At 64.9% G+C, this 17046-nt stretch carries 15 protein-coding genes and 2 pseudogenes; 8 read left to right on the plus strand and 9 right to left on the minus strand.

Features of this window, described 5'->3' with window-relative positions:
* Nucleotides 1-76: 76 nt before the first annotated feature.
* The 3 genes and pseudogenes from chrA to PG879_RS20525 all read right to left on the minus strand — a co-directional run bounded on the left by chrA (nucleotide 77) and on the right by PG879_RS20525 (nucleotide 3016).
* Complete coding sequence (gene chrA / locus PG879_RS08640; protein WP_210600642.1) at nucleotides 77-1219, minus strand: chromate efflux transporter; 1143 nt, start codon at nucleotides 1217-1219, stop codon at nucleotides 77-79.
* 173 nt (nucleotides 1220-1392) lie between these two features.
* Nucleotides 1393-1833 carry a nucleotide triphosphate diphosphatase NUDT15 gene (locus tag PG879_RS08645; RefSeq protein WP_139736425.1) on the minus strand — a complete coding sequence of 147 codons (441 nt, stop codon included), beginning with the start codon at nucleotides 1831-1833 and terminating at the stop codon, nucleotides 1393-1395.
* Nucleotides 1834-2011: 178 nt separating this feature from the next.
* Nucleotides 2012-3016: pseudogene (locus tag PG879_RS20525) on the minus strand (NADP-dependent oxidoreductase).
* 176 nt (nucleotides 3017-3192) lie between these two features.
* On the opposite strand from PG879_RS20525, the gene PG879_RS08660 reads away from it, so the two are divergent.
* From PG879_RS08660 to PG879_RS08670, 3 genes are all read left to right on the plus strand, one after another.
* Nucleotides 3193-3618 carry a MarR family winged helix-turn-helix transcriptional regulator gene (locus PG879_RS08660; protein WP_029313694.1) on the plus strand — a complete coding sequence of 142 codons (426 nt, stop codon included), beginning with the start codon at nucleotides 3193-3195 and terminating at the stop codon, nucleotides 3616-3618.
* Nucleotides 3619-3653: 35 nt separating this feature from the next.
* Complete coding sequence (locus PG879_RS08665) at nucleotides 3654-3884, plus strand: hypothetical protein (protein WP_210600657.1); 231 nt, start codon at nucleotides 3654-3656, stop codon at nucleotides 3882-3884.
* 148 nt (nucleotides 3885-4032) lie between these two features.
* Nucleotides 4033-4350: a hypothetical protein gene (locus PG879_RS08670; protein ID WP_210600640.1), complete on the plus strand. Its 318-nt coding sequence runs from the start codon at nucleotides 4033-4035 to the stop codon at nucleotides 4348-4350.
* A gap of 135 nt (nucleotides 4351-4485) precedes the next feature.
* Here PG879_RS08670 and PG879_RS08675 read toward each other — a convergent pair whose 3' ends face one another.
* Together PG879_RS08675 and PG879_RS08680 are read right to left on the minus strand one after the other, a co-directional pair.
* Nucleotides 4486-4962, minus strand: a complete 477-nt coding sequence (locus PG879_RS08675; protein ID WP_010672894.1) for an Lrp/AsnC family transcriptional regulator — start codon at nucleotides 4960-4962, stop codon at nucleotides 4486-4488.
* Nucleotides 4963-5271: 309 nt separating this feature from the next.
* A complete protein-coding gene (locus tag PG879_RS08680; protein ID WP_041214535.1) occupies nucleotides 5272-5895 on the minus strand; it encodes a helix-turn-helix transcriptional regulator in 624 nt (207 codons plus the stop codon).
* A 148-nt stretch (nucleotides 5896-6043) separates the two neighbouring features.
* On the opposite strand from PG879_RS08680, the gene PG879_RS08685 reads away from it, so the two are divergent.
* Both PG879_RS08685 and PG879_RS08690 read left to right on the plus strand, forming a co-directional pair.
* Nucleotides 6044-7282 carry an MFS transporter gene (locus PG879_RS08685; protein ID WP_210600638.1) on the plus strand — a complete coding sequence of 413 codons (1239 nt, stop codon included), beginning with the start codon at nucleotides 6044-6046 and terminating at the stop codon, nucleotides 7280-7282.
* A gap of 234 nt (nucleotides 7283-7516) precedes the next feature.
* Nucleotides 7517-8338 carry a Cof-type HAD-IIB family hydrolase gene (locus PG879_RS08690; RefSeq protein WP_049635931.1) on the plus strand — a complete coding sequence of 274 codons (822 nt, stop codon included), beginning with the start codon at nucleotides 7517-7519 and terminating at the stop codon, nucleotides 8336-8338.
* Nucleotides 8339-8392: 54 nt separating this feature from the next.
* On the opposite strand, the gene PG879_RS08695 is transcribed toward PG879_RS08690, so the two are convergent.
* Nucleotides 8393-8956, minus strand: coding sequence for a DUF2799 domain-containing protein (locus tag PG879_RS08695; RefSeq protein WP_010672898.1), 564 nt, complete (start codon nucleotides 8954-8956; stop codon nucleotides 8393-8395).
* 200 nt (nucleotides 8957-9156) lie between these two features.
* Here PG879_RS08695 and PG879_RS08700 point away from each other — a divergent pair, with 200 nt between their 5' ends.
* The 3 genes and pseudogenes from PG879_RS08700 to PG879_RS08710 all read left to right on the plus strand — a co-directional run bounded on the left by PG879_RS08700 (nucleotide 9157) and on the right by PG879_RS08710 (nucleotide 13247).
* Nucleotides 9157-9996, plus strand: coding sequence for an isopenicillin N synthase family dioxygenase (locus tag PG879_RS08700; protein ID WP_010672899.1), 840 nt, complete (start codon nucleotides 9157-9159; stop codon nucleotides 9994-9996).
* Nucleotides 9997-10205: 209 nt separating this feature from the next.
* Nucleotides 10206-11520 (plus strand): annotated as a pseudogene (locus tag PG879_RS08705) (sodium-dependent transporter).
* Nucleotides 11521-11933: 413 nt separating this feature from the next.
* Nucleotides 11934-13247 (plus strand): sodium-dependent transporter, encoded by a 1314-nt coding sequence (locus tag PG879_RS08710; RefSeq protein ID WP_041211033.1) that lies wholly within the window; start codon nucleotides 11934-11936, stop codon nucleotides 13245-13247.
* 36 nt (nucleotides 13248-13283) lie between these two features.
* Here PG879_RS08710 and PG879_RS08715 read toward each other — a convergent pair whose 3' ends face one another.
* The 3 genes from PG879_RS08715 to PG879_RS08725 all read right to left on the minus strand — a co-directional run bounded on the left by PG879_RS08715 (nucleotide 13284) and on the right by PG879_RS08725 (nucleotide 16931).
* Nucleotides 13284-14921, minus strand: coding sequence for a hypothetical protein (locus PG879_RS08715; protein WP_270830009.1), 1638 nt, complete (start codon nucleotides 14919-14921; stop codon nucleotides 13284-13286).
* A 142-nt stretch (nucleotides 14922-15063) separates the two neighbouring features.
* Nucleotides 15064-15528, minus strand: coding sequence for a hypothetical protein (locus PG879_RS08720; protein ID WP_202040217.1), 465 nt, complete (start codon nucleotides 15526-15528; stop codon nucleotides 15064-15066).
* A gap of 29 nt (nucleotides 15529-15557) precedes the next feature.
* A complete protein-coding gene (locus PG879_RS08725; protein WP_104451831.1) occupies nucleotides 15558-16931 on the minus strand; it encodes an aminotransferase-like domain-containing protein in 1374 nt (457 codons plus the stop codon).
* Nucleotides 16932-17046 lie beyond the last annotated feature (115 nt).

Genomic DNA, 17046 nt, shown 5'->3' on the forward strand with positions numbered 1-17046 from the left:
CTCTCTTTGCCTCCCCTCGGGGATAAGAGCCATGACCGCCAGCCCGGCGGGCGCTGCCTGACTTGTCGCGGGTTCGTCAGGCCAGCAGCAGGGCTGCCCCCGTCAGCAGGGCGGCGAGGGGCAGAACGGGGAGCCGTGGCACCCGCAGCAGGTAGAAGCCGACGGCGGCCAGCGCCAGATCGGTGGGGGAAAGCACGGCGCTCTGCCACACCGGCTGATAGAGGGCCGCCAGCAGCAGCCCCACCACGGCGGCGTTGATGCCGGCCACGGCCCCCGCCAGACGGGGGCGGGCCAGCCAGTGCTGCCAGCAGGGGCCCAGCGCCCAGAGCAGCAAGAAACCCGGCAGGAAGAGCGCCAGGGTCGCCAGCAGCGCTCCGATGAGGGGAGTGGCGGGCAGCAGCACGGCGCCCAGGTAGGTGGCCAGGGTGAACATGGGGCCGGGTACCAGCTGGGCCAGGCCGTAGCCGGTCAGGAACTGCTGCTCGCTCAGGTGGTGACCCAGGCTCTCCTGCAACAGGGGCAGCACCACGTGACCACCGCCAAACACCAGGCTGCCTGCCCGGTAAAAGTCGGCCAGCAACTGGCTGACGGGGCCGCTCGTCACCAGGGGCAGGCCGACGAACAGCAGGGCGAACAGCAGCAGGGTCGGCCAGTGAGGCTGGCGAGCCGGAGTGGACGCGAGGCCCTGACTCCCCGGGTGCGGCTCGCGCAAGGCACAGAGCAGGGCCGCGCCGAGCAGCGTGGCGACCTGGGTCAGAAGACCGGGGGCGCACCAGAGGGCGGCGGCGGTTGCCACCATGACGCCCTGTTGCAGCGCCGTCTTGCAGAACTGGCGGCTCATGGTGAGCACCGCATCCGCCACCACGACGAGCGCCAGCAGCTTGAGGCCGTGCAGGGCGGCGTCCAGCCAGAAGTTGCCCGCAAGCTGACCTAGACCGACGGCGGCCGCCAGCAACAGCAGGAAGGAGGGGAGGGTAAAGCCGACGAAGGCGGCCAGGGCGCCGCCGATGCCGGCACGGTGGCGGCCGATGGCAAAGCCGAGCTGGCTGGAGGCCGGACCCGGCAGCAGTTGGCACAGGGCCAGCAATTGGGCGAACTCCCCCTGGTTCAGCCAGCCCAGCCGCTGGACAAAGGTGCGCTGAAAATAGCCGATATGGGCGGCCGGCCCGCCGAAGCTGATGCACCCCAGCCACAAGAACTGCACGAATACCTGTCCCATCTTCCCCTCCTCGTCATCATCCTGGCCCGGATAATATGACAAAAAAGTGACGGTTTGGTGACGGTACGCCCTCCCGCGCTGCCTGCCATCAACAGGGGCTGGCGGGGTGGCGGGTCGCCTCCGCCAGCAGACGAGAGGTACCGGTATTACGTGCGGCAGCCTGCCGGTGAGGGTCAGGGGGCAGGTTGTGGCTGGGGCAGGTAGCATTGTCCCGCCAGCCAGCAGGCGATGGACTGGCGACTGGCATCGAAGTGAGGCTCGGGCAGAGTGTGCGGGTCGCACCAGATCCAGCCCTCGCATTTTTCCGGCTCCAGCAGTTGCGGCTCCCCGTCCACATCTGCCAGCAGGGTGACCGAGATGTAGTGCAGGCCGCTCTCGCGCCAGGTCTCCAGGTTGTTGGTGACGGCGATGACGCGAGGCTGGCGGATGACGAAGCCGGTCTCTTCCGCCACCTCCCGGATGGCTGCCGACTCGAAGGTTTCCCCCAATTCCAGATGACCACCTGCGATGGACCAATAGGGGGCATGGCTGCCCTTGCGCTTGCCAAGCAGTACCTGGCCCTGGCCATTGGTGAGAATGACGCCGACACCGACGCGGGGATAGGGGGTAGACATAGGGGAGGCTCCTTGCTGAGACGGCGGGGTGCGCCAGGGAAAACGGGCCCACCTTAGGGGGGATGGGCCCGTTGTGCAAGCCGCCTGTTCAAGGGGGATCGGATGCCGATTCTCCATCGCTTAAATGGATGGGTATGGCGAAATTCTATCTGTTAAACAGATGGAAAACGCCCCCGGATCAGGGCAGTCTGACCAGCATCTTGCCGGTATTGCGGCCCTGGAACAGTCCGATAAAGGCTTGCGGCATGCTGGCCAGCCCCTCGCTGACGGTCTCCTCGGCCTGGAGGGTGCCCGCCTCGAAGGCCGGCATGGCCTCGGCCAGGAATTCCCCGTAGTGCTGCCAGTGATCGGAGACCAGCAGCCCCTGCATCAGGATACGCTTGCGGATCACCTGGGAGAGGTTGCGCGGGCCGCTGGCCTGGCCGTTGCTGTTGTACTGCTCGATGAGGCCGCACAGCACGATGCGCCCGTGCACCACCAGGTGGTTGAGGGCGGCATCCAGCATGGCGCCCCCCACGTTCTCGAAGTAGACGTGGATGCCTTCGGGGGCGAGGCGGGCCAGCTCGGCGTCGAGATCCGGGGTCTCCCGGTAGTTGATCACCGCATCGGCTCCCAGAGTCTTGAGGTAGGCGACCTTGTCGGCCGAGCCGGTGGAGCCGATGACCCTGGCCCCCGCCTGCTTGGCGAGCTGGACCGCCATGGTGCCGACCGCCCCGGAGGCTGCCGAGACCAGCAGGGTTTCACCGGCCTTCAGGTGTGCCACCTTGTGCAGCCCCGCCCAGGCGGTCATGCCCGGCATGCCGAGGGCGCCGAGGAAGCGCTGGGGCGGCAGGGTGGTGTCGGGCAGGCGGGTGAGCTGGGCGGCGTTTGCCACGAAGGCATCCCGCCAGCCCAGCATGCTGCTCACCTTGTCCCCCACCTTGAAATCGGGATGGCGCGATGCCTGTACCGTGCCGATGGCGCCGCCGTCGAGGGGACCGTTGAGGGGGAAGGGAGGAACGTAGCTTTTGGCCTAGCTCATGCGGCCGCGCATGTAGGGGTCCACCGACAGCCACTGGTTGGCGACCTGCACCTCTCCCTCCTGCAGGGCGGGCAGGGGCACGTCCCGGAGGGCGAAGTCCTCCAGGGTGGGGAGACCGGTGGGGCGACGCAGCAGTTGGATTTGATGGCTGATGGCATTCATGGGCATTCTCCGGCAGTGGGGCCGCGCGTCGGGCAGCGGCCTGGTATTTTTGTTTGTGTGCAAACTAAAATCAGGGTAGTCCTGAACGCGGAGGCTGGCAACTGTTTTGTGTGCAAACTATTCAGCCCCGAAGTTGATGGGGTATACTGCCCCCCTTGTCGTCAGCGAGGTCCTCCATGAGCGAATTGAAAAAGCAGGTCTGTTTTGCCCTCTACAGCGCCTCCAATGCGGTGATGCGTGCCTATCGGCCGCTGCTGGACAAGCTGGATCTCACCTATACCCAGTACCTGGTGATGCTCTCGCTCTGGGCCCGGGACGAGGTCAGCCTCAAGGAGATAGGGCAGGAGACCGGACTGGATGCGGGCACCCTGACCCCCATCGTCAAGCGGCTGGAGAGCAAGGGGTGGCTGACCCGCACCGTCTCCCACGAAGATGAGCGGCAAAAGTGCATCAGCCTGACCGAGGCGGGACGCCAGTTGCAGCAGGAGGTCAGGGAGTGCTGTCTGGCGGACAGCTTGCGCAACCAGGTGGATCTGGCCGATGCTGAGTTGGCCCAGCTCAAGCAGCTTTGCGATCGCGTGGCGGCGCAGCTGGGGCGCTGATCCCTTTCCCCGTCAGGAGTGACCCGATGAAACCCATGCAATCCCTGCTCCCTCTGTTTGCCATCCTGCTGTGCGCCTGCGCCTATACCTCCTATCCCCGTTCCGAGTTGCAGATCGACGATGCCGATGCCTGGCAGGCCATCTGCAAGGACGGGGTCCGGGTGCGGGCGGTCACCGACGAGGGGATCTGTGCGGATCACCGCGGGGTGGCCATGTGGACAAATAAACCAAGGGCTGCACGGATGGCAGAAGAAGCGGCCAAGTAGTGTGACCTGTACGACATAAAATGACATGACCGGCCATGGAGCCGGTTTTTTTCGCGATCTTGCCAGCACTTTGGCACCTTGTTCATGGTGCACTCATTTTTCTCTTCCCATACTGGCCCTCAAGGTAGCAAACTAACAGGAGAGAGAGATGCAATCATCCATCGTCGGGCTCTCCATTCTGTGGGGGCTGGCCAGCTTTGGTGTTCAGGGGGATTTCATCGAGAGCCGTGATACCGCCTCCCCCTCCTGGCAGGCCGAGTCCAGAGTGGAGATGGAAGGGTACTTGATGGAGTCGTTGGGAGCCGATCTCTGGGTGTTCGACAACGGCAGCGAGAGCCTGGAAATCTCTCTGCCCAAAGGGCAGTGGGTGTCGACCGGTGAGCGGCTGCGGCTGCGCGGCGAACCCCTGCAGGAGCAGAGCGGCTGGTTGCTGCAGGTGCAGGACGTCAGCCAGGTCGAGGCATGACCAGGCGTCCACCACCTGGCGGCGCGATGGCGCCCGGGGGCTGTGTTGACCGCGAATGCCCTTGATAGCAGAGACAAGAAGAGGAGGCCCTGGCCTCCTCTTGCTTTTGGTGCTCCCCGGATGCGGGGTGGGTTGTCAGCCCAGGTGGTTGAGCGGCAGGGCGGTCTTGTGTTTGATGCGGCGCAGCACGAAGCTCGAACGCACCCCGGTCACGCCGGAGATGTGGGTCAGCTTGTCCAGCAGGAAGTGCTGGTAGTGCTCCATGTCCCGCACCACCACCTTGAGCTGGTAATCCGCATCGTTGCCGGTGATGAGGTCGCACTCCAGCACCTCGGGCAGATCCTTGACGGCGCGATCGAAGTTCTCGAACCGCTCCGGAGTGTGCCTGTCCATGGAGATGTGAATGTAGGCGGTGAGGGTCAGCCCCAGCTGGCGGGCATTGAGCAGGGTGACATGGGTATCGATGAGACCGGCATCCTCCAGCGCCTTGACCCGGCGCGAGCAGGGGGAGGGGGAGAGCCCGACCAGCTCGGCCAGCTCCAGGTTGCTGATGCGGCCATTTTCCTGCATCAGCTCCAGAATATGCCTGTCTATACGATCAAGTTTCAGCATTCTCCGTACCTCTTCGCAATTACTAATCCACTTTTCCTAGATTAAGGGTGAACTATTGCAAAAACAACTGAAAATACCTGCTACTTCACAACCACTCACCGCATCGCGGGGAGTACCATGGTTACATCTTCCGGTGGCAAGACAGGCGCCCGACCAGGCACCTGTGGTGAAGGACCTTACCGGGTCAAGAGCCCCATCAGCCGTTCGACCTTATCGGGAAACAACGGGCTGGAACGAGAGCACCCCCTCCCCGAAGGCAACAAAGCAGGCATCCCGGCGCCTGCTTTGTTGTTTTTGCGTTCCGCCCGCTCAGGGGCGGGGCGGCCGGATGCGATAGAGACAGCGGCTGTCCCCCTCCAGCAGATACTGCTCCCGCTCCACCTCGGCCGGCGCCAGCAACCGGCGAAACAGCGCCAGCTCGCTGCGGCAAAAGCCCCGACAGGCCCTGGCCGCACTGCAGATGGGGCAGTGACTCTCCCACCACAGCCAGCTGCCGTCCTCCTCCTGCGACATGTCCGCCATATACCCCTCCTGGGTGCGCAGCGCCTTGAGCGTCATCAGCCTGTCTGCCAGCGCCGGCTGGGTTAGCCTGGATTCATAGCGTGCCTGCATCTGCTGCTCCCGCCGCGTGATGAGCTGCTCCATGCCCGCGTCGCCAAACACCTGCCGGATGTCGTCGATCAGTTGCAGGGTCAGATCGCCATGGGTGTCGGGGAAGCGTTGCCAGGCCTGGTCGGTGAGGTGCCACAGGCGCACCGGGCGACCACGGCCGCGGGCCTCGTCACTAAACCCCACCCAGCCCTCGGACTCCAGGGCCATCAGGTGCTGGCGCGCCCCCATGGACGTCATCTGCAACTGGTCGCCGAGTTCGGCGGCGCTCTGGGGGCCGCGGGTTTTCAGCAGATAGAGGATCTTGTCGGTACTGGCGTTCATGGGGGCTCCGGTGGTGGGTATCGGTGCGGTGACTGCCTGGATGAGGTCATTATGGGTAGCAGGGCGATTTAAATCAACAATATGCTTTACTTAATGGACGACCCCTCACAATATAAATAAACCGATAACTTTATTTAATGAGGCGAAGATGGAAGGGATCAAGGGACAGGTGACCCTCTGGGTATTGGTGATGACGGTGACGCTGGCGGTGGCGGGATTCAGCCTGCCTTCCCCCGTCCTGGCGCCGCTGCTGCTGGATCCGGTCCAGGGCATGCTGACGCCACAGGCGTCGGACTGGAGCCGCAAGGTGTGGCTTGGCGTCATCATGGGGCTCTATCCGTTGTTTCAACTGCTGGGGGCCCCCTTGCTTGGCCGTCTCTCCGATCGCCATGGGCGCAAGCCGGTGCTGACCCTCTGTCTGGTGGGGGTGCTGGCGGGGTATGTGCTGATGGCCCTCGGCATCGCCTGGCGTTCCCTGCCGCTCTTGCTGCTGAGCCGGGTGGTGGAGGGCTTCTTCAACGGCGACATCGCCATCGTGCAGGCGATGGCGGCGGACATGAGCACGGCCAGGACCAAGGCACGCAACTTCGCCCGCATCAACATCGGCATGAACCTGGGCTGGGTGGTGGGCCCCATGATCGGAGGCTATGCGGCCGTGGTCTCGGGAGATTACAGTCTGGCGGCCTGGCTGGCGGTGGGGATGACGGTGATCAACCTGCTGCTGGTGCTCTGGCTGCTGCCCAATCGTCCCCCGGTGCCGGCGACCCGGGATGAGGTTCCTCTCTCGACCCGCCAATTGCTGTTGCAACCTCGTCTCCTGCCCTACTTTGCCCTGACCCTGGCAAGCTACGGGGCGGTACAGCTCTACTTCACCTACTTCAATGTCTGGCTGGTGGAGCGGCTGGCATGGGATCCGGTGCAACTGGCCCAGGCCGCCGTGCTGGTGAGCGTGCCCATGATGCTGGGCTCCTGGATCGGTGAGCAGCTGGCACGGCACTGGCGCGGCAGCTCCCTTGGCATCGTCGGCCACCTGGTGATGGCGGCGGGCATGCTGATGTTCATCCTGCCGACCCAGTGGTGGGGGCTCGCGCTCACCTTCATCCCGGCCGGCATCGGCATGAGTCTGGGGGAGCTGGCCACCTCGGTGGCGGTCTCCAACCGCAGCCATGCCAGCCAGCAGGGGCAGGCGATGGGGCTCTACCGCGGTCTGGCGGTGGGCAGCGAGATCCTGGCGGTGGTGCTGGGCAGCCTGGTGCTGCTGGCGGGGACCGAGTGGCCCTTCTACCTGGCCGGCCTCTGCGGCGTGATCTGTGCCCTCGGTTTCTACGGATTGCGCAGACGGGCGGACAGGCGAAACGCCGTGGCCGGGTGCGCCGAGGCGGGCTGACGAAGGGCGCGGGGATCACAGTTCGGCGACGGGATGGCGGGCCGGACTTGCATCGCGGCGCCGAGTCTGGGACGGTATGGCTCTTTGCTCCGCTGTTCCCGCCCCCCGGCGAGCGCGTCTCCCATCATGGGCCTTGTGATGCCCAGTCCGCATTCCCGGCGGTGAGATGTGTCGTCATGGCACTGGAAACGGGAGGGATGGCGCCGCACCCGTCTCGACATTCCTGGAGGTGATATGAGTCGTTATCAGGCCATTGCATTGGACATGGACGGCACCCTGCTGAACCGGGATCACAAGATCTCGTCCGCTACCCGGGCGGCCCTGGCCCAGGCCCGGGCCCACGACATCAAGGTGCTGCTGGTGACGGGTCGCCACTTCATGACGGCCCGTCCCTTCCACCACGAGCTGGCCCTCGACACCCCCATCATCTGCAGCAACGGCGCCTACCTCTATGATCCGGTGCAGGAGAGGATCCTCGCCGGGGATCCCCTGGCCGTGGCGCCTCTCACCACCCTGCTGGAGGAGGTGCAGGCCCAGCAGATGGGGGCGCTGTTCCACCTGGGGGACGGCATCGGCTACCTGGGCTGCGAGGAGCACGTGGGCCGGATGCGGCGCTGGTCGGCAACCCAGCCGGATCACCTCAAGGTCTCCCTGCTGCCCGCCGAGGATATCGAGTCCTGGTTGCAGTCCCCCATCTGGAAGCTGGAGTTGTTCAACCAGGATCCCGGCCGGTTGCACCGTTTCGTCGGGGAGGTGGTGGAGAGACTGCCCTTCACCCGTGACTGGGCGGCCCCCTATGCGGTGGAGCTGGTGCAGCCAGGTTGCAGCAAGGGCAACCGGCTGGCCCAGTGGGCGGCGAGGGAGGGGATCGCTATGGAGAACCTGGTGGCCTTTGGCGACAACAACAACGACATCAGCATGTTCGAGCAGGTGGGGCTGGCGGTGGCCATGGGCAATGCGGCGCCCCAGATCCAGGCCCATGCAGACCGGGTCACCGCGGATCACAACGAGGATGGCATCGCCCTGGCGTTGCAGCGCTGGGTCCTGCCCGCCTGAGGGGAAAAACAGTCTGCGGCATAAACAGAAAGGGGCCATGTCGGCCCCTTTTTGTCAGCTCCCGAAGGAGAACTGGATCACCCGATCCGGGAAGCGCAGCCGGTTATAGTCCCGGTACACCCCTTCGTAGTGACGGATGGCGCGCTCGCGCTGGGCACGGTAGTAGTCGCGCTGGCGGCTGTCGCTCTCGCCCCGGATCTGCTGATCCAGCTGGTGGATGCTCCGCTCGGTGCGTTCCAGCTCCTGCTGCAATTCGCCGAGGCGCTGCTCCAGCAGGTACTCCTTGCGGCCGCGCTCGAACTGGGTGAGGAAGCTGGTGTCGTTGGGGCAGACCCCCAGGTATTCGCTCCCTTCCCGTCCCTTGCTGTAGGCAAGCTCGGGGATGCAATAGAGCTCCAGCCCCTTGGCGTAGCCGCGCTGCCACTCCGCCTCATCCACCTTGAGGCCGTACTCCCCGCAGGTCTTCTGATAGTCGCGGGTGGCGCTCCGGGTCTTGCCCTGCTCCCCGTCCTGATAGCCCTGGTTGTACCAGCTCATGGCACGGCACTCCTCCTCCGAGAGGGAACTGCACCCGGCGAGCAGGAAGGGAAGGGTCAACAACAGGATCTTGGGGGACATGAGGGGGCTCCGACAGCAAAGGGGGTGGGGCATTCTAGAAGAGGAGGCCCGTCCGGGACAAGCACCGGGCGAGGGGGCCGTATCATGATGTTTTTATCAGTATTTTCAAGCCGTTGTAGACGGGCTTCCGGCAGCCTTTTCTTGCCGGGGGAGGCAGGGTAAACTGCGCCTACTTTTAACTGGCATGTAACATAAAAACAATGAAAGTCCTGACCGTCGATTATCGCTCCCCCGATGCGGCCGAGCGCTTCACCGAATCCCTGCGCACCACCGGCTTCGGGGTGCTGACTCACCACCCCATCCCGAAGGAGCTGGTGCAGTCCATCTATGACAACTGGTATCGCTTCTTCATGAGCGAACAGAAGCAGGATTTCCTGTTCAATCGCGAGACCCAGGACGGCTACTTCCCGCCCTCGGTGTCCGAGGTGGCCAAGGGTCACAGCCAGAAGGACATCAAGGAGTACTTCCACATCTATCCCTGGGGCCAGATGCCGGCAGAGCTGAAAGAGCAGGCGATGGAGTACTACCGCCTCGCCAACGATCTGGCCGCCGAGCTGCTGGGCTGGGTGGAGCAGCACACCCCGGGCGACATCGCCGCCCACTACAGCTGCCCGCTCTCCTCCATGATCGAAGAGAGCCACAAGACCCTGCTGCGGGTGCTGCACTACCCGCCCTTCGACGGCACCGAGGAGCCGGGTGCCATCCGCGCCGCCGCCCATGAAGACATCAACCTGCTGACCATTCTGCCCGCTTCCAACGAGCCGGGCCTGCAGGTGAAAGGTTCAGACGGGGAGTGGATGGATGTGCCCTGCGATTTCGGCACCCTCATCATCAACATCGGCGACATGCTGCAGGAGGCCTCCCGCGGCTACTACCCCTCCACCACCCACAGGGTCATCAACCCGACCGGGGGCAGTGCCGCCAAGTCCCGCATCTCCTTGCCGCTCTTCCTGCACCCCCGTCCGGACGTGGTGCTCTCGGAGCGTCACACCGCCCACAGCTATCTGATGGAGCGGTTGCGGGAGCTGGGGGTGATCTAATCCCGCCAGACCCGAGCAGACAACAAACCGGAGCATACCCGCTCCGGTTTTTATTTTGTGGCACGATTGGTGGGTTATCCGAATTTTATTTGTTAATGATGCTAAAAACTGAGTTTTATATCGGATATACGCCGAGTGATTGCGCGCCCGCGGGCGTACTCTGAGCGCCATTTCGGGCCTCGCTGGCAGGCCTTTCGCGTGGAGTTCTTATGAAGCAGTCCCAATGGTCATCCCGGCTCGGTTACATCCTGGCCGCCGCAGGTTCCGCGGTCGGTCTCGGCGCCATCTGGAAGTTCCCCTATGTCACCGCCGCCAACGGTGGCGGCGCCTTCCTGCTGGTCTTTCTGTTGTTCAGCTTCACCCTGGGGGGGGGCGGTGCTGATGGGGGAGACCCTGATCGGCAGCCTGACCCGGCGCGGGGTGGTGGGCGCCTTTGGCGAACTGATGGGCAAGCGCTGGCGTTGGGTCGGTGCCATGGGCTTGCTGTGCAGCCTGCTCATCTTCTGTTTCTACAGCGTGGTGGGCGGCTGGACCCTGGGGTATACGGGCATGGCCCTGGCGGGGGAGCTGCAACAGGGGGACGGCGCGGCACTGACCGCCCGTTTCAACGACTACGTCGGTGATCCGCTCTGGCCGGTGCTGACCCACCTGCTGTTTGCCGGCTTGACCTGGTGGTTCGTGCGGGGCGGTGTGCAACAAGGGGTGGAGCGCACCCTGCGCTGGATGATGCCGGCCCTCTTCATCATGATCCTGCTGCTGGTGGCCTTCGGCCTCACCCTGCCGGGCGCCATGGCCGGGGTGCGCCACTTCCTGATGCCCGATTTCAGCAAGCTCGGCATGTCGGGTGTGCTGGACGCCATGGGGCTGGCCTTTTTCTCCCTCTCCATCGGCCTTGGCATCCACACCACCTATGGCGCCTACCTGCCTTCCAGCGAAGGGGTCGGTCGCTCCAGCCTCTGGGTGGTGCTGCTGGCGAGCGTCATCGCCGTGCTAGCGGGCCTGATGATCTTCCCGGTACTGGCGGCGACCGGTATTGACCCGGCCTCGGGCCCGGGCCTCACCTTCATGACCATGCCAGCGGTGTTCCAGCAACTGCCCTTCGGCCAGGGGCTGGCGGTGGTGTTCTTCTCTCTGCTGGTGGTGGCGGCGCTCTCCTCCTCCATCTCCCTGCTGGAGCATTTGCAGTGTTTCCTGTGCGAGAGCCTGGGCTGGTCCCGCCGCGCGGCGTGCAACCTGGTCATTGCCCTGGTGATGGCGGGTGGCATCCCGGTGAGCCTGTCGTTCGGTCCCTGGGCCACCCTGACCCTGTTTGGCAAGAATATCTTCGAGTTGCTGGACTTCATCACCTCCAACCTGATGATGCCCCTGTTCGGGCTGGCCCTGACGCTGCTGCTGGGCTGGCGGCTCGGTCGCCAGGCGCTGCCCGAAGGGCTGGCTCCCCACTGGCGGGCCCTGCTGATGGGCTGCTGGCGCTGGCTGGCTCCCCTGCTCATTGGCGGCATTCTGGTGCGCGGCCTGGTGTAGGGAGGGTTGGTCATCTGTGCCACTCCCCGGCCGGGCTGGCTGGGGAGTGGGGTGGCAGGATTGACTCTTTATAAAAATCTGTCAATTAAAAATAAACAGAGCAACAGTCTGTAATCTCGATATTTTGTTTTGATTAAATCTGTTTTTGGTTCTGTTTTAGACTATTTCCTGTCAACTTCTCTTGCCATGGTTTAGGCTGTGGCTCCTTTTTACCGTGCAGGCGTCGCCCTCCCCATGTCACCCCTTATCGCTCTCTGTGGCCGATTTAGCCCCTTCCTGGAGAGGTGACCTTGCAGGTGTCGTTTGTCTGACTGTTCATTGCAAAGGTCGCCCTCAGGCGGCCTTTTTTGTTGCGGCGCACACCGCGTCTAGCCATGGAGTATCGAACTGATGTTGTCTTGCCCGGAGGTTGTATGAGCCAGGTTCAGTGGTCTTCCCGTATTGGTCATGTGCTGGCGGCCGCCGGCTCGGCGATCGGCCTTGGCGCCATCTGGAAGTTTCCCTATGTGACAGCCACCAACGGGGGCGGTGCCTTCCTGCTGGTGTTCCTGCTCTTCAGCTTCACCCTGGGGGTCGCGGTGCTGGTGGGGGAGACCCTGCTCGGCAGCCGCAGCCAGCGCGGCGTGCTCGGCGCCTTCCACAAGCTGGTGGGGCCGAACTGGCGCTGGATGGGTTACATGGGGATCCTGTGTGGCTTCTTCATCTACAGCTTCTACAGCGTGGTGGGGGGCTGGACCGTCGGCTATGCGGCCCTGGCCGTGGGCGGCGAGCTCAACCTGAGTGAGGCGAGCACCCTCACCGCACTCTTTACCGGTTATGTGAGCGATCCCCTCTGGCCGGCCCTCACCCATCTCGTCTTCGCCGGGCTCACCTGGTGGTTCGTGCAGGGAGGGCTGCAACAGGGGGTGGAGCGGGCGCTGCGCTGGATGATGCCGGCCCTGTTCGTGATGATGCTGCTCCTGGTGGTGACCGGGCTCTCCATGCCGGGGGCCATGGCCGGGGTACGCCAGTTCCTGATGCCCGACTTCTCCCACCTGACGGGGCAGGGGGTGCTCGACGCCCTGGGGCTGGCGTTCTTCTCCCTCTCCATTGGCCTCGGGGTACACACCACCTATGGCGCCTACCTGCCGAGCAGTGACGGGGCGCTGCGCTCCGGGGTCTGGGTGGTCACCCTGGCGAGCTGCATCTCGGTGCTGGCGGGGCTGATGATCTTCCCGGTGCTCGCCTCCACCGGTATCGATCCTGCCGCCGGCCCCGGCCTCACCTTCATGACCATGCCGGCGGTGTTCAACCACCTGCCGTTCGGTCAGGGGCTGGCGGTGATCTTCTTCCTGCTGCTGCTGGTGGCGGCGCTCTCCTCCTCCATCTCCATGCTGGAGCACCTGGTGCGCTTCACCACCGAGGAGTGGGGCTGGTCGCGCCGCAATGCCTGCCGGGTGCTGACCCTGCTCATCATGGCCTGCGGCATTCCGGTCAGTCTGTCGTTCGGGCCCTGGGCGGACTACACCCTGTTTGGCAAAACCCTGTTCGATCTGCTGGATTACCTCACCTCCAACCTGATGATGCCCCTGTTCGGTCTGGTGCTGACCCTGCTGCTTGGCTGGAAGCTGGGGGACAGTATTGTGCCTGCGGATCTCTCGCCGCTGATGCGTGGCGCGCTGCTCTGGTGCTGGCGGCTGGTCGCCCCCCTGCTGATCGCGGGGATCCTGGTGCGAGGCTTGTTGTAACGCACCAGCCAGGGCGGCATGCACCGCCCTGGATGGCTACAGGCCCTGGTGGGGACCGAGGGGCGGCAGTTTGGGGGCCAGATGGGATCTCACCTGTTGCAGGGTCTCCCGATAGGCGTTCCCATGGTGCTCCAGGAAGGCGGCACTGTGGTTGAGACGCTGCTCCAGCCTGTCCACCAGGCGGGCCACCGCCGGGGCCGCCATGCCGGCGGGCCAGCACTGGGTCAGCAATACCAGCAGTTGCCAGGCATCCCCCGCCTGGGCCGGGAATCGCTCCTGCAGGGTCAGTGCGCTCTGCACGGCGAGCTGGAGCTGACCCGTGGTCATGGCCCGTTGCCGCTCCTCGCGCAGCTGGGTCAGCTGCTGCTCCCGCTGCGCCAGTTGCCGCGCCAGATCGTCGACCACCTGCAAAATGAGCCCCTGCAGCAGCGGGGTCTGTGCCACCGGCCCCTGATACTGGCCGAGCTGGGCCAGATAACGCTGGGCATGGTGGGGAAGCCCGCAGAACTGGCTGACGGCCACCCCGAGCAACTGGTTGAGGTGATTGTCCCGCGCCGCCTCCGGCGGGTGCTTGGCCAGCAGCATCAAGGCGTCATCGAATCGATAATCCAGACCCAGCATCAGGGCGCGCAGCAGCCCCTCCTCGTGGGCACGCAGGGTCACGGCCTGCTGACCGAGCTCCTCCAGAGCCTGCTGCAGCCCATGAATTCTGGCCTCTCCCGGTGGATGCCAGAGCACCGCCAGGGTCGCATCCAGCAGGCAGCGTTCGACGGAGTGGCGAAACGTCTGTTTGGGGAAGTAGCGCAGGATGAAATCGGTGGCCTGCGCCAGCACCTGATCTTCATCCCTTCGCAGCAAGGCCAGCAAAATGGCCACCTGGCGCCACTGCGGCTGCCAGGGGCAGCGTTGCAGCAAGCCTGACAAGGTTTCCCAGGCAGGATCCCACTGCGCCTCGTGCAGTTGACAGGCGAGAACCAGCGCCTGATGGATGACGGGGGGCAGTCGCTCCCGGTTGCGGGCCAGATCCTTGTGGGCACTCTCCACCCGGTTCAGCCCGAGCAGGGCCTGGTTCAGCCCCTGGCGCGGCCACCAGGCATCGTGCTCCGTGGTGCAGATGGCGTAGTGCTGGGCGGCCTGCACCCGTTCCCGGGCTTGCAGCAGCATGTAGCCCTTTACCCTGTCCATCTGTGCTTCCAGCCCCTTGTGGCTAGCGTGCCGGTAAAGCAGATCCTCGCACTGGGCGCAGGCGCTGCGCCACTCCCTGAGCGCCATGGGGGTGGCCAGGGGGCGGGTCACCGTGGTCAGTGTCAACAGCGCTTGCAGGCTGTGCGCCAGCTGCTCCGTGGTGAAGGGCACGGCCAGACGCAGGGCGAAATAGAGGTCGGAGGGGGGGAACTGACCGGTGTCCTCGTCCTGCTCCAGCAGCAGGAGCACGCAGCCGGGCGCGAGCAGGCCCAGGTGGTGTGCTTCATGCAGCAGCCTGACTCCCTCGTGGGCCTGGTGGTGATACTGGCGGCAAAGAATGGCATCGAAGGCGTGCTGGCGCAGCAGGGCGGGCAGGCTTGCTATCTCTTTGCAGTGAAACAGCTCGGTGGGGGGCTGCCCCAGATCACTCAGTCCCTGGGTGAGGGTCGAGCCCATCATGGCATCGTCTTCGATGAGGAGGATCTGCATCTTTGACGCTCCTTCGCCGGTCGGGGGTGGCGAGGTTGGATTCAAAGTTAGCCTCCACTCTCCCGCGAGAGCCAGAGGGGGTCAATACCCCACCTGGGTCAGGGATGGCTCAGTGCCGGCTTTGGGCGGGGCAAAGATAGCATCACTGAAGGCCGGGCCCCCTGGCCGAGAAGGGGCAGTCCCGCTGGGGGACACGCAGCTCCCCGGCTCCCGCCTTTCCCTGCCAGGCGAGCTCGAGCTGGCCCAGGCGCCCGAGGCGGCGCAGCTCGAACTCGTAGCGCAGGCAGGGGTTGTCGGTGGGCAGCTGCGTCATTCCGGCGGGCAGCCGGTAGTCGTAGCGCAGCAGAGGGCCATCTTGCAGTCGGCTCTGCACGGGCACCAGCCCCTCCGCCGTCGGTGCGGGGGCCTTGAGATAGCGGCGCAGCGCCACCGGGGCGTCGATGGCTTTTTGATAGTGAAGGCCGTTCATGGCTGCCAACTCCTCCTCCAGCCGCGTCAGCTCCCCCTCCAGTCCGCTCAGGGCGGCGCCAAGCTGTTGATGGGCCGGGGAGGCGCAGCCTCCCAGCAGCAGGGTCGCGATCAGCAGGGCGGGACGGACGGCAGACATGAAGGCTCCTCGGGTGCCAGGGTCAATGACTATAGCAGGGGATTGGTGGGCGGCGTGCCCCTCAGCAGCCCGGCGAGGCGCTCCAGCCCTTCGGCGACGCGGGCGTCGGTGGCGGGCTGGCTCAGGCTGAGGCGTACTCCCTGCGGGGCGGCAAACTGGCCGGCGGCGAAGTGTTCTCCGCTGGCGACCCCCACGTCAAGGGCGTTGGCGGCCTCCGCAAACTCCTGGCTGCGCCAGGGCTCGGGCAGCGGCAGCCAGGCGTGCATGGACCCCGCCTGCCAGCGCGCTCCCGGCAACAGGTGGCGCAGGAGCTCACCCCGGCGCGCCAGGATTTTTCGCTGGTGTTCGATGAGCGGCATGATCTGGCGCTGGCTCACCAGCTTGCAGGCCAGCTCGATGAGCAGCGGACTCACCATCCAGCTCGACAGCCGCATCGCCTGGGCGAAGCCGTTGCGAAGGGCGGGAGGGGACAACACGAAGCCGACCCGCAGGCCGCCGCAGGCGATCTTGGCGAGACTGCCGAGGTAGATGACCCGCTCCGGTGCCAGATTGACCAGGGGAGGGAGCGCACTTTCGGGCAGCAGGCCGTTGACGTCGTCCTCGACGATCAGCAGATCGTGGCGACGGGCGATGGCGACGATGGCGTCGCGCCGCGCCAGGCTCATGGTGGCCGTGGTGGGGTTTTGCAGGGTGGGGGTGAGGTAGAGCAGCTTGGCCCGGCGGGTACGGCACGCGGCATCCAGCGCCTCTGGCAGCAGTCCCTCCTCATCCATCGCCAGTCCCACCACCTGATTCTTGAGCTGGCGTGCATTGCCCAGCATGCCGGGGTAGCTCAGGCCCTCGCAAAACAGGGTCTCTCCCACGCAGCCGGTGGCCAGCAGGGCCAGCATGATGCCGTGCTGGGCCCCATGGCTGAACAGCAGGCGATCTTCGCTCGCCGTGATGCCCTGCTCGGCGAGCCAGTCGACGAACAGCTGGCGCTGTGCGGGGCGTCCCGCCTCTTTGTCATAACCGAGCAGGCCGTTGAGATCCCCCTGCGCCAGATCGGTGAGCAGGGGCCTGATGATGGCGCCCCTGTCCAGCTGGACCGGGAGGTTCTGCCACAGCTCGATGCGCTGGCTGTCTTCATTGCGGATCACCCATTCGTTGGCAGGATCCGCCGCTCCCCTGACCCAGGTGCCGTGCCCGACCCGGGCCGCCAGCAGGCCCCGTCGCTCCGCCTCGGTGTAGGCGCGGGTGACGGTGCCCACGGTGACCCCCAGCTTGTCTGCCAGAGCCCTGTGGGTCGGCAGCCGGGTCTCGGGTGAGAGGATGCCGGTGGCGATGGCCTGCTCGATGGCCTTGACCAGTTTGAGGTAGAGGGGCCCCTCGAAAGGGGTGAGGTCGGGCGTCCAGATTGTCATGGTGACAATAAATCCATTGATCCAAGATTGTCCGCAATATAGCGTGATTATCAGTCTTTACACAACCAACAAGCACGCATTGTATCGGTACAATGTGGCGAGAAAGGAGTCTCCC

It is taken from the genome of Aeromonas sp. QDB63 (assembly GCF_027707425.1).
In the GTDB taxonomy this organism is placed as follows: domain Bacteria; phylum Pseudomonadota; class Gammaproteobacteria; order Enterobacterales; family Aeromonadaceae; genus Aeromonas; species Aeromonas caviae.

Bases quoted from the DNA above. Each gene is read 5' to 3' on its own strand.
- PG879_RS08665 (WP_210600657.1), top strand. From the start codon at position 3,654: ATGCAATCCCTGCTCCCTCTGTTTGCCATCCTGCTGTGCGCCTGCGCC.
- PG879_RS08660 (WP_029313694.1), top strand. From the start codon at position 3,193: ATGAGCGAATTGAAAAAGCAGGTCTGTTTTGCCCTCTACAGCGCCTCC.
- PG879_RS08715 (WP_270830009.1), bottom strand. From the start codon at position 14,921: ATGCAGATCCTCCTCATCGAAGACGATGCCATGATGGGCTCGACCCTC.
- PG879_RS08720 (WP_202040217.1), bottom strand. From the start codon at position 15,528: ATGTCTGCCGTCCGTCCCGCCCTGCTGATCGCGACCCTGCTGCTGGGA.
- PG879_RS08645 (WP_139736425.1), bottom strand. From the start codon at position 1,833: ATGTCTACCCCCTATCCCCGCGTCGGTGTCGGCGTCATTCTCACCAAT.
- PG879_RS08725 (WP_104451831.1), bottom strand. From the start codon at position 16,931: ATGACAATCTGGACGCCCGACCTCACCCCTTTCGAGGGGCCCCTCTAC.
- PG879_RS08700 (WP_010672899.1), top strand. From the start codon at position 9,157: ATGAAAGTCCTGACCGTCGATTATCGCTCCCCCGATGCGGCCGAGCGC.
- PG879_RS08670 (WP_210600640.1), top strand. From the start codon at position 4,033: ATGCAATCATCCATCGTCGGGCTCTCCATTCTGTGGGGGCTGGCCAGC.
- chrA (WP_210600642.1), bottom strand. From the start codon at position 1,219: ATGGGACAGGTATTCGTGCAGTTCTTGTGGCTGGGGTGCATCAGCTTC.
- PG879_RS08710 (WP_041211033.1), top strand. From the start codon at position 11,934: ATGAGCCAGGTTCAGTGGTCTTCCCGTATTGGTCATGTGCTGGCGGCC.
- PG879_RS08695 (WP_010672898.1), bottom strand. From the start codon at position 8,956: ATGTCCCCCAAGATCCTGTTGTTGACCCTTCCCTTCCTGCTCGCCGGG.
- PG879_RS08690 (WP_049635931.1), top strand. From the start codon at position 7,517: ATGAGTCGTTATCAGGCCATTGCATTGGACATGGACGGCACCCTGCTG.
- PG879_RS08685 (WP_210600638.1), top strand. From the start codon at position 6,044: ATGGAAGGGATCAAGGGACAGGTGACCCTCTGGGTATTGGTGATGACG.
- PG879_RS08680 (WP_041214535.1), bottom strand. From the start codon at position 5,895: ATGAACGCCAGTACCGACAAGATCCTCTATCTGCTGAAAACCCGCGGC.
- PG879_RS08675 (WP_010672894.1), bottom strand. From the start codon at position 4,962: ATGCTGAAACTTGATCGTATAGACAGGCATATTCTGGAGCTGATGCAG.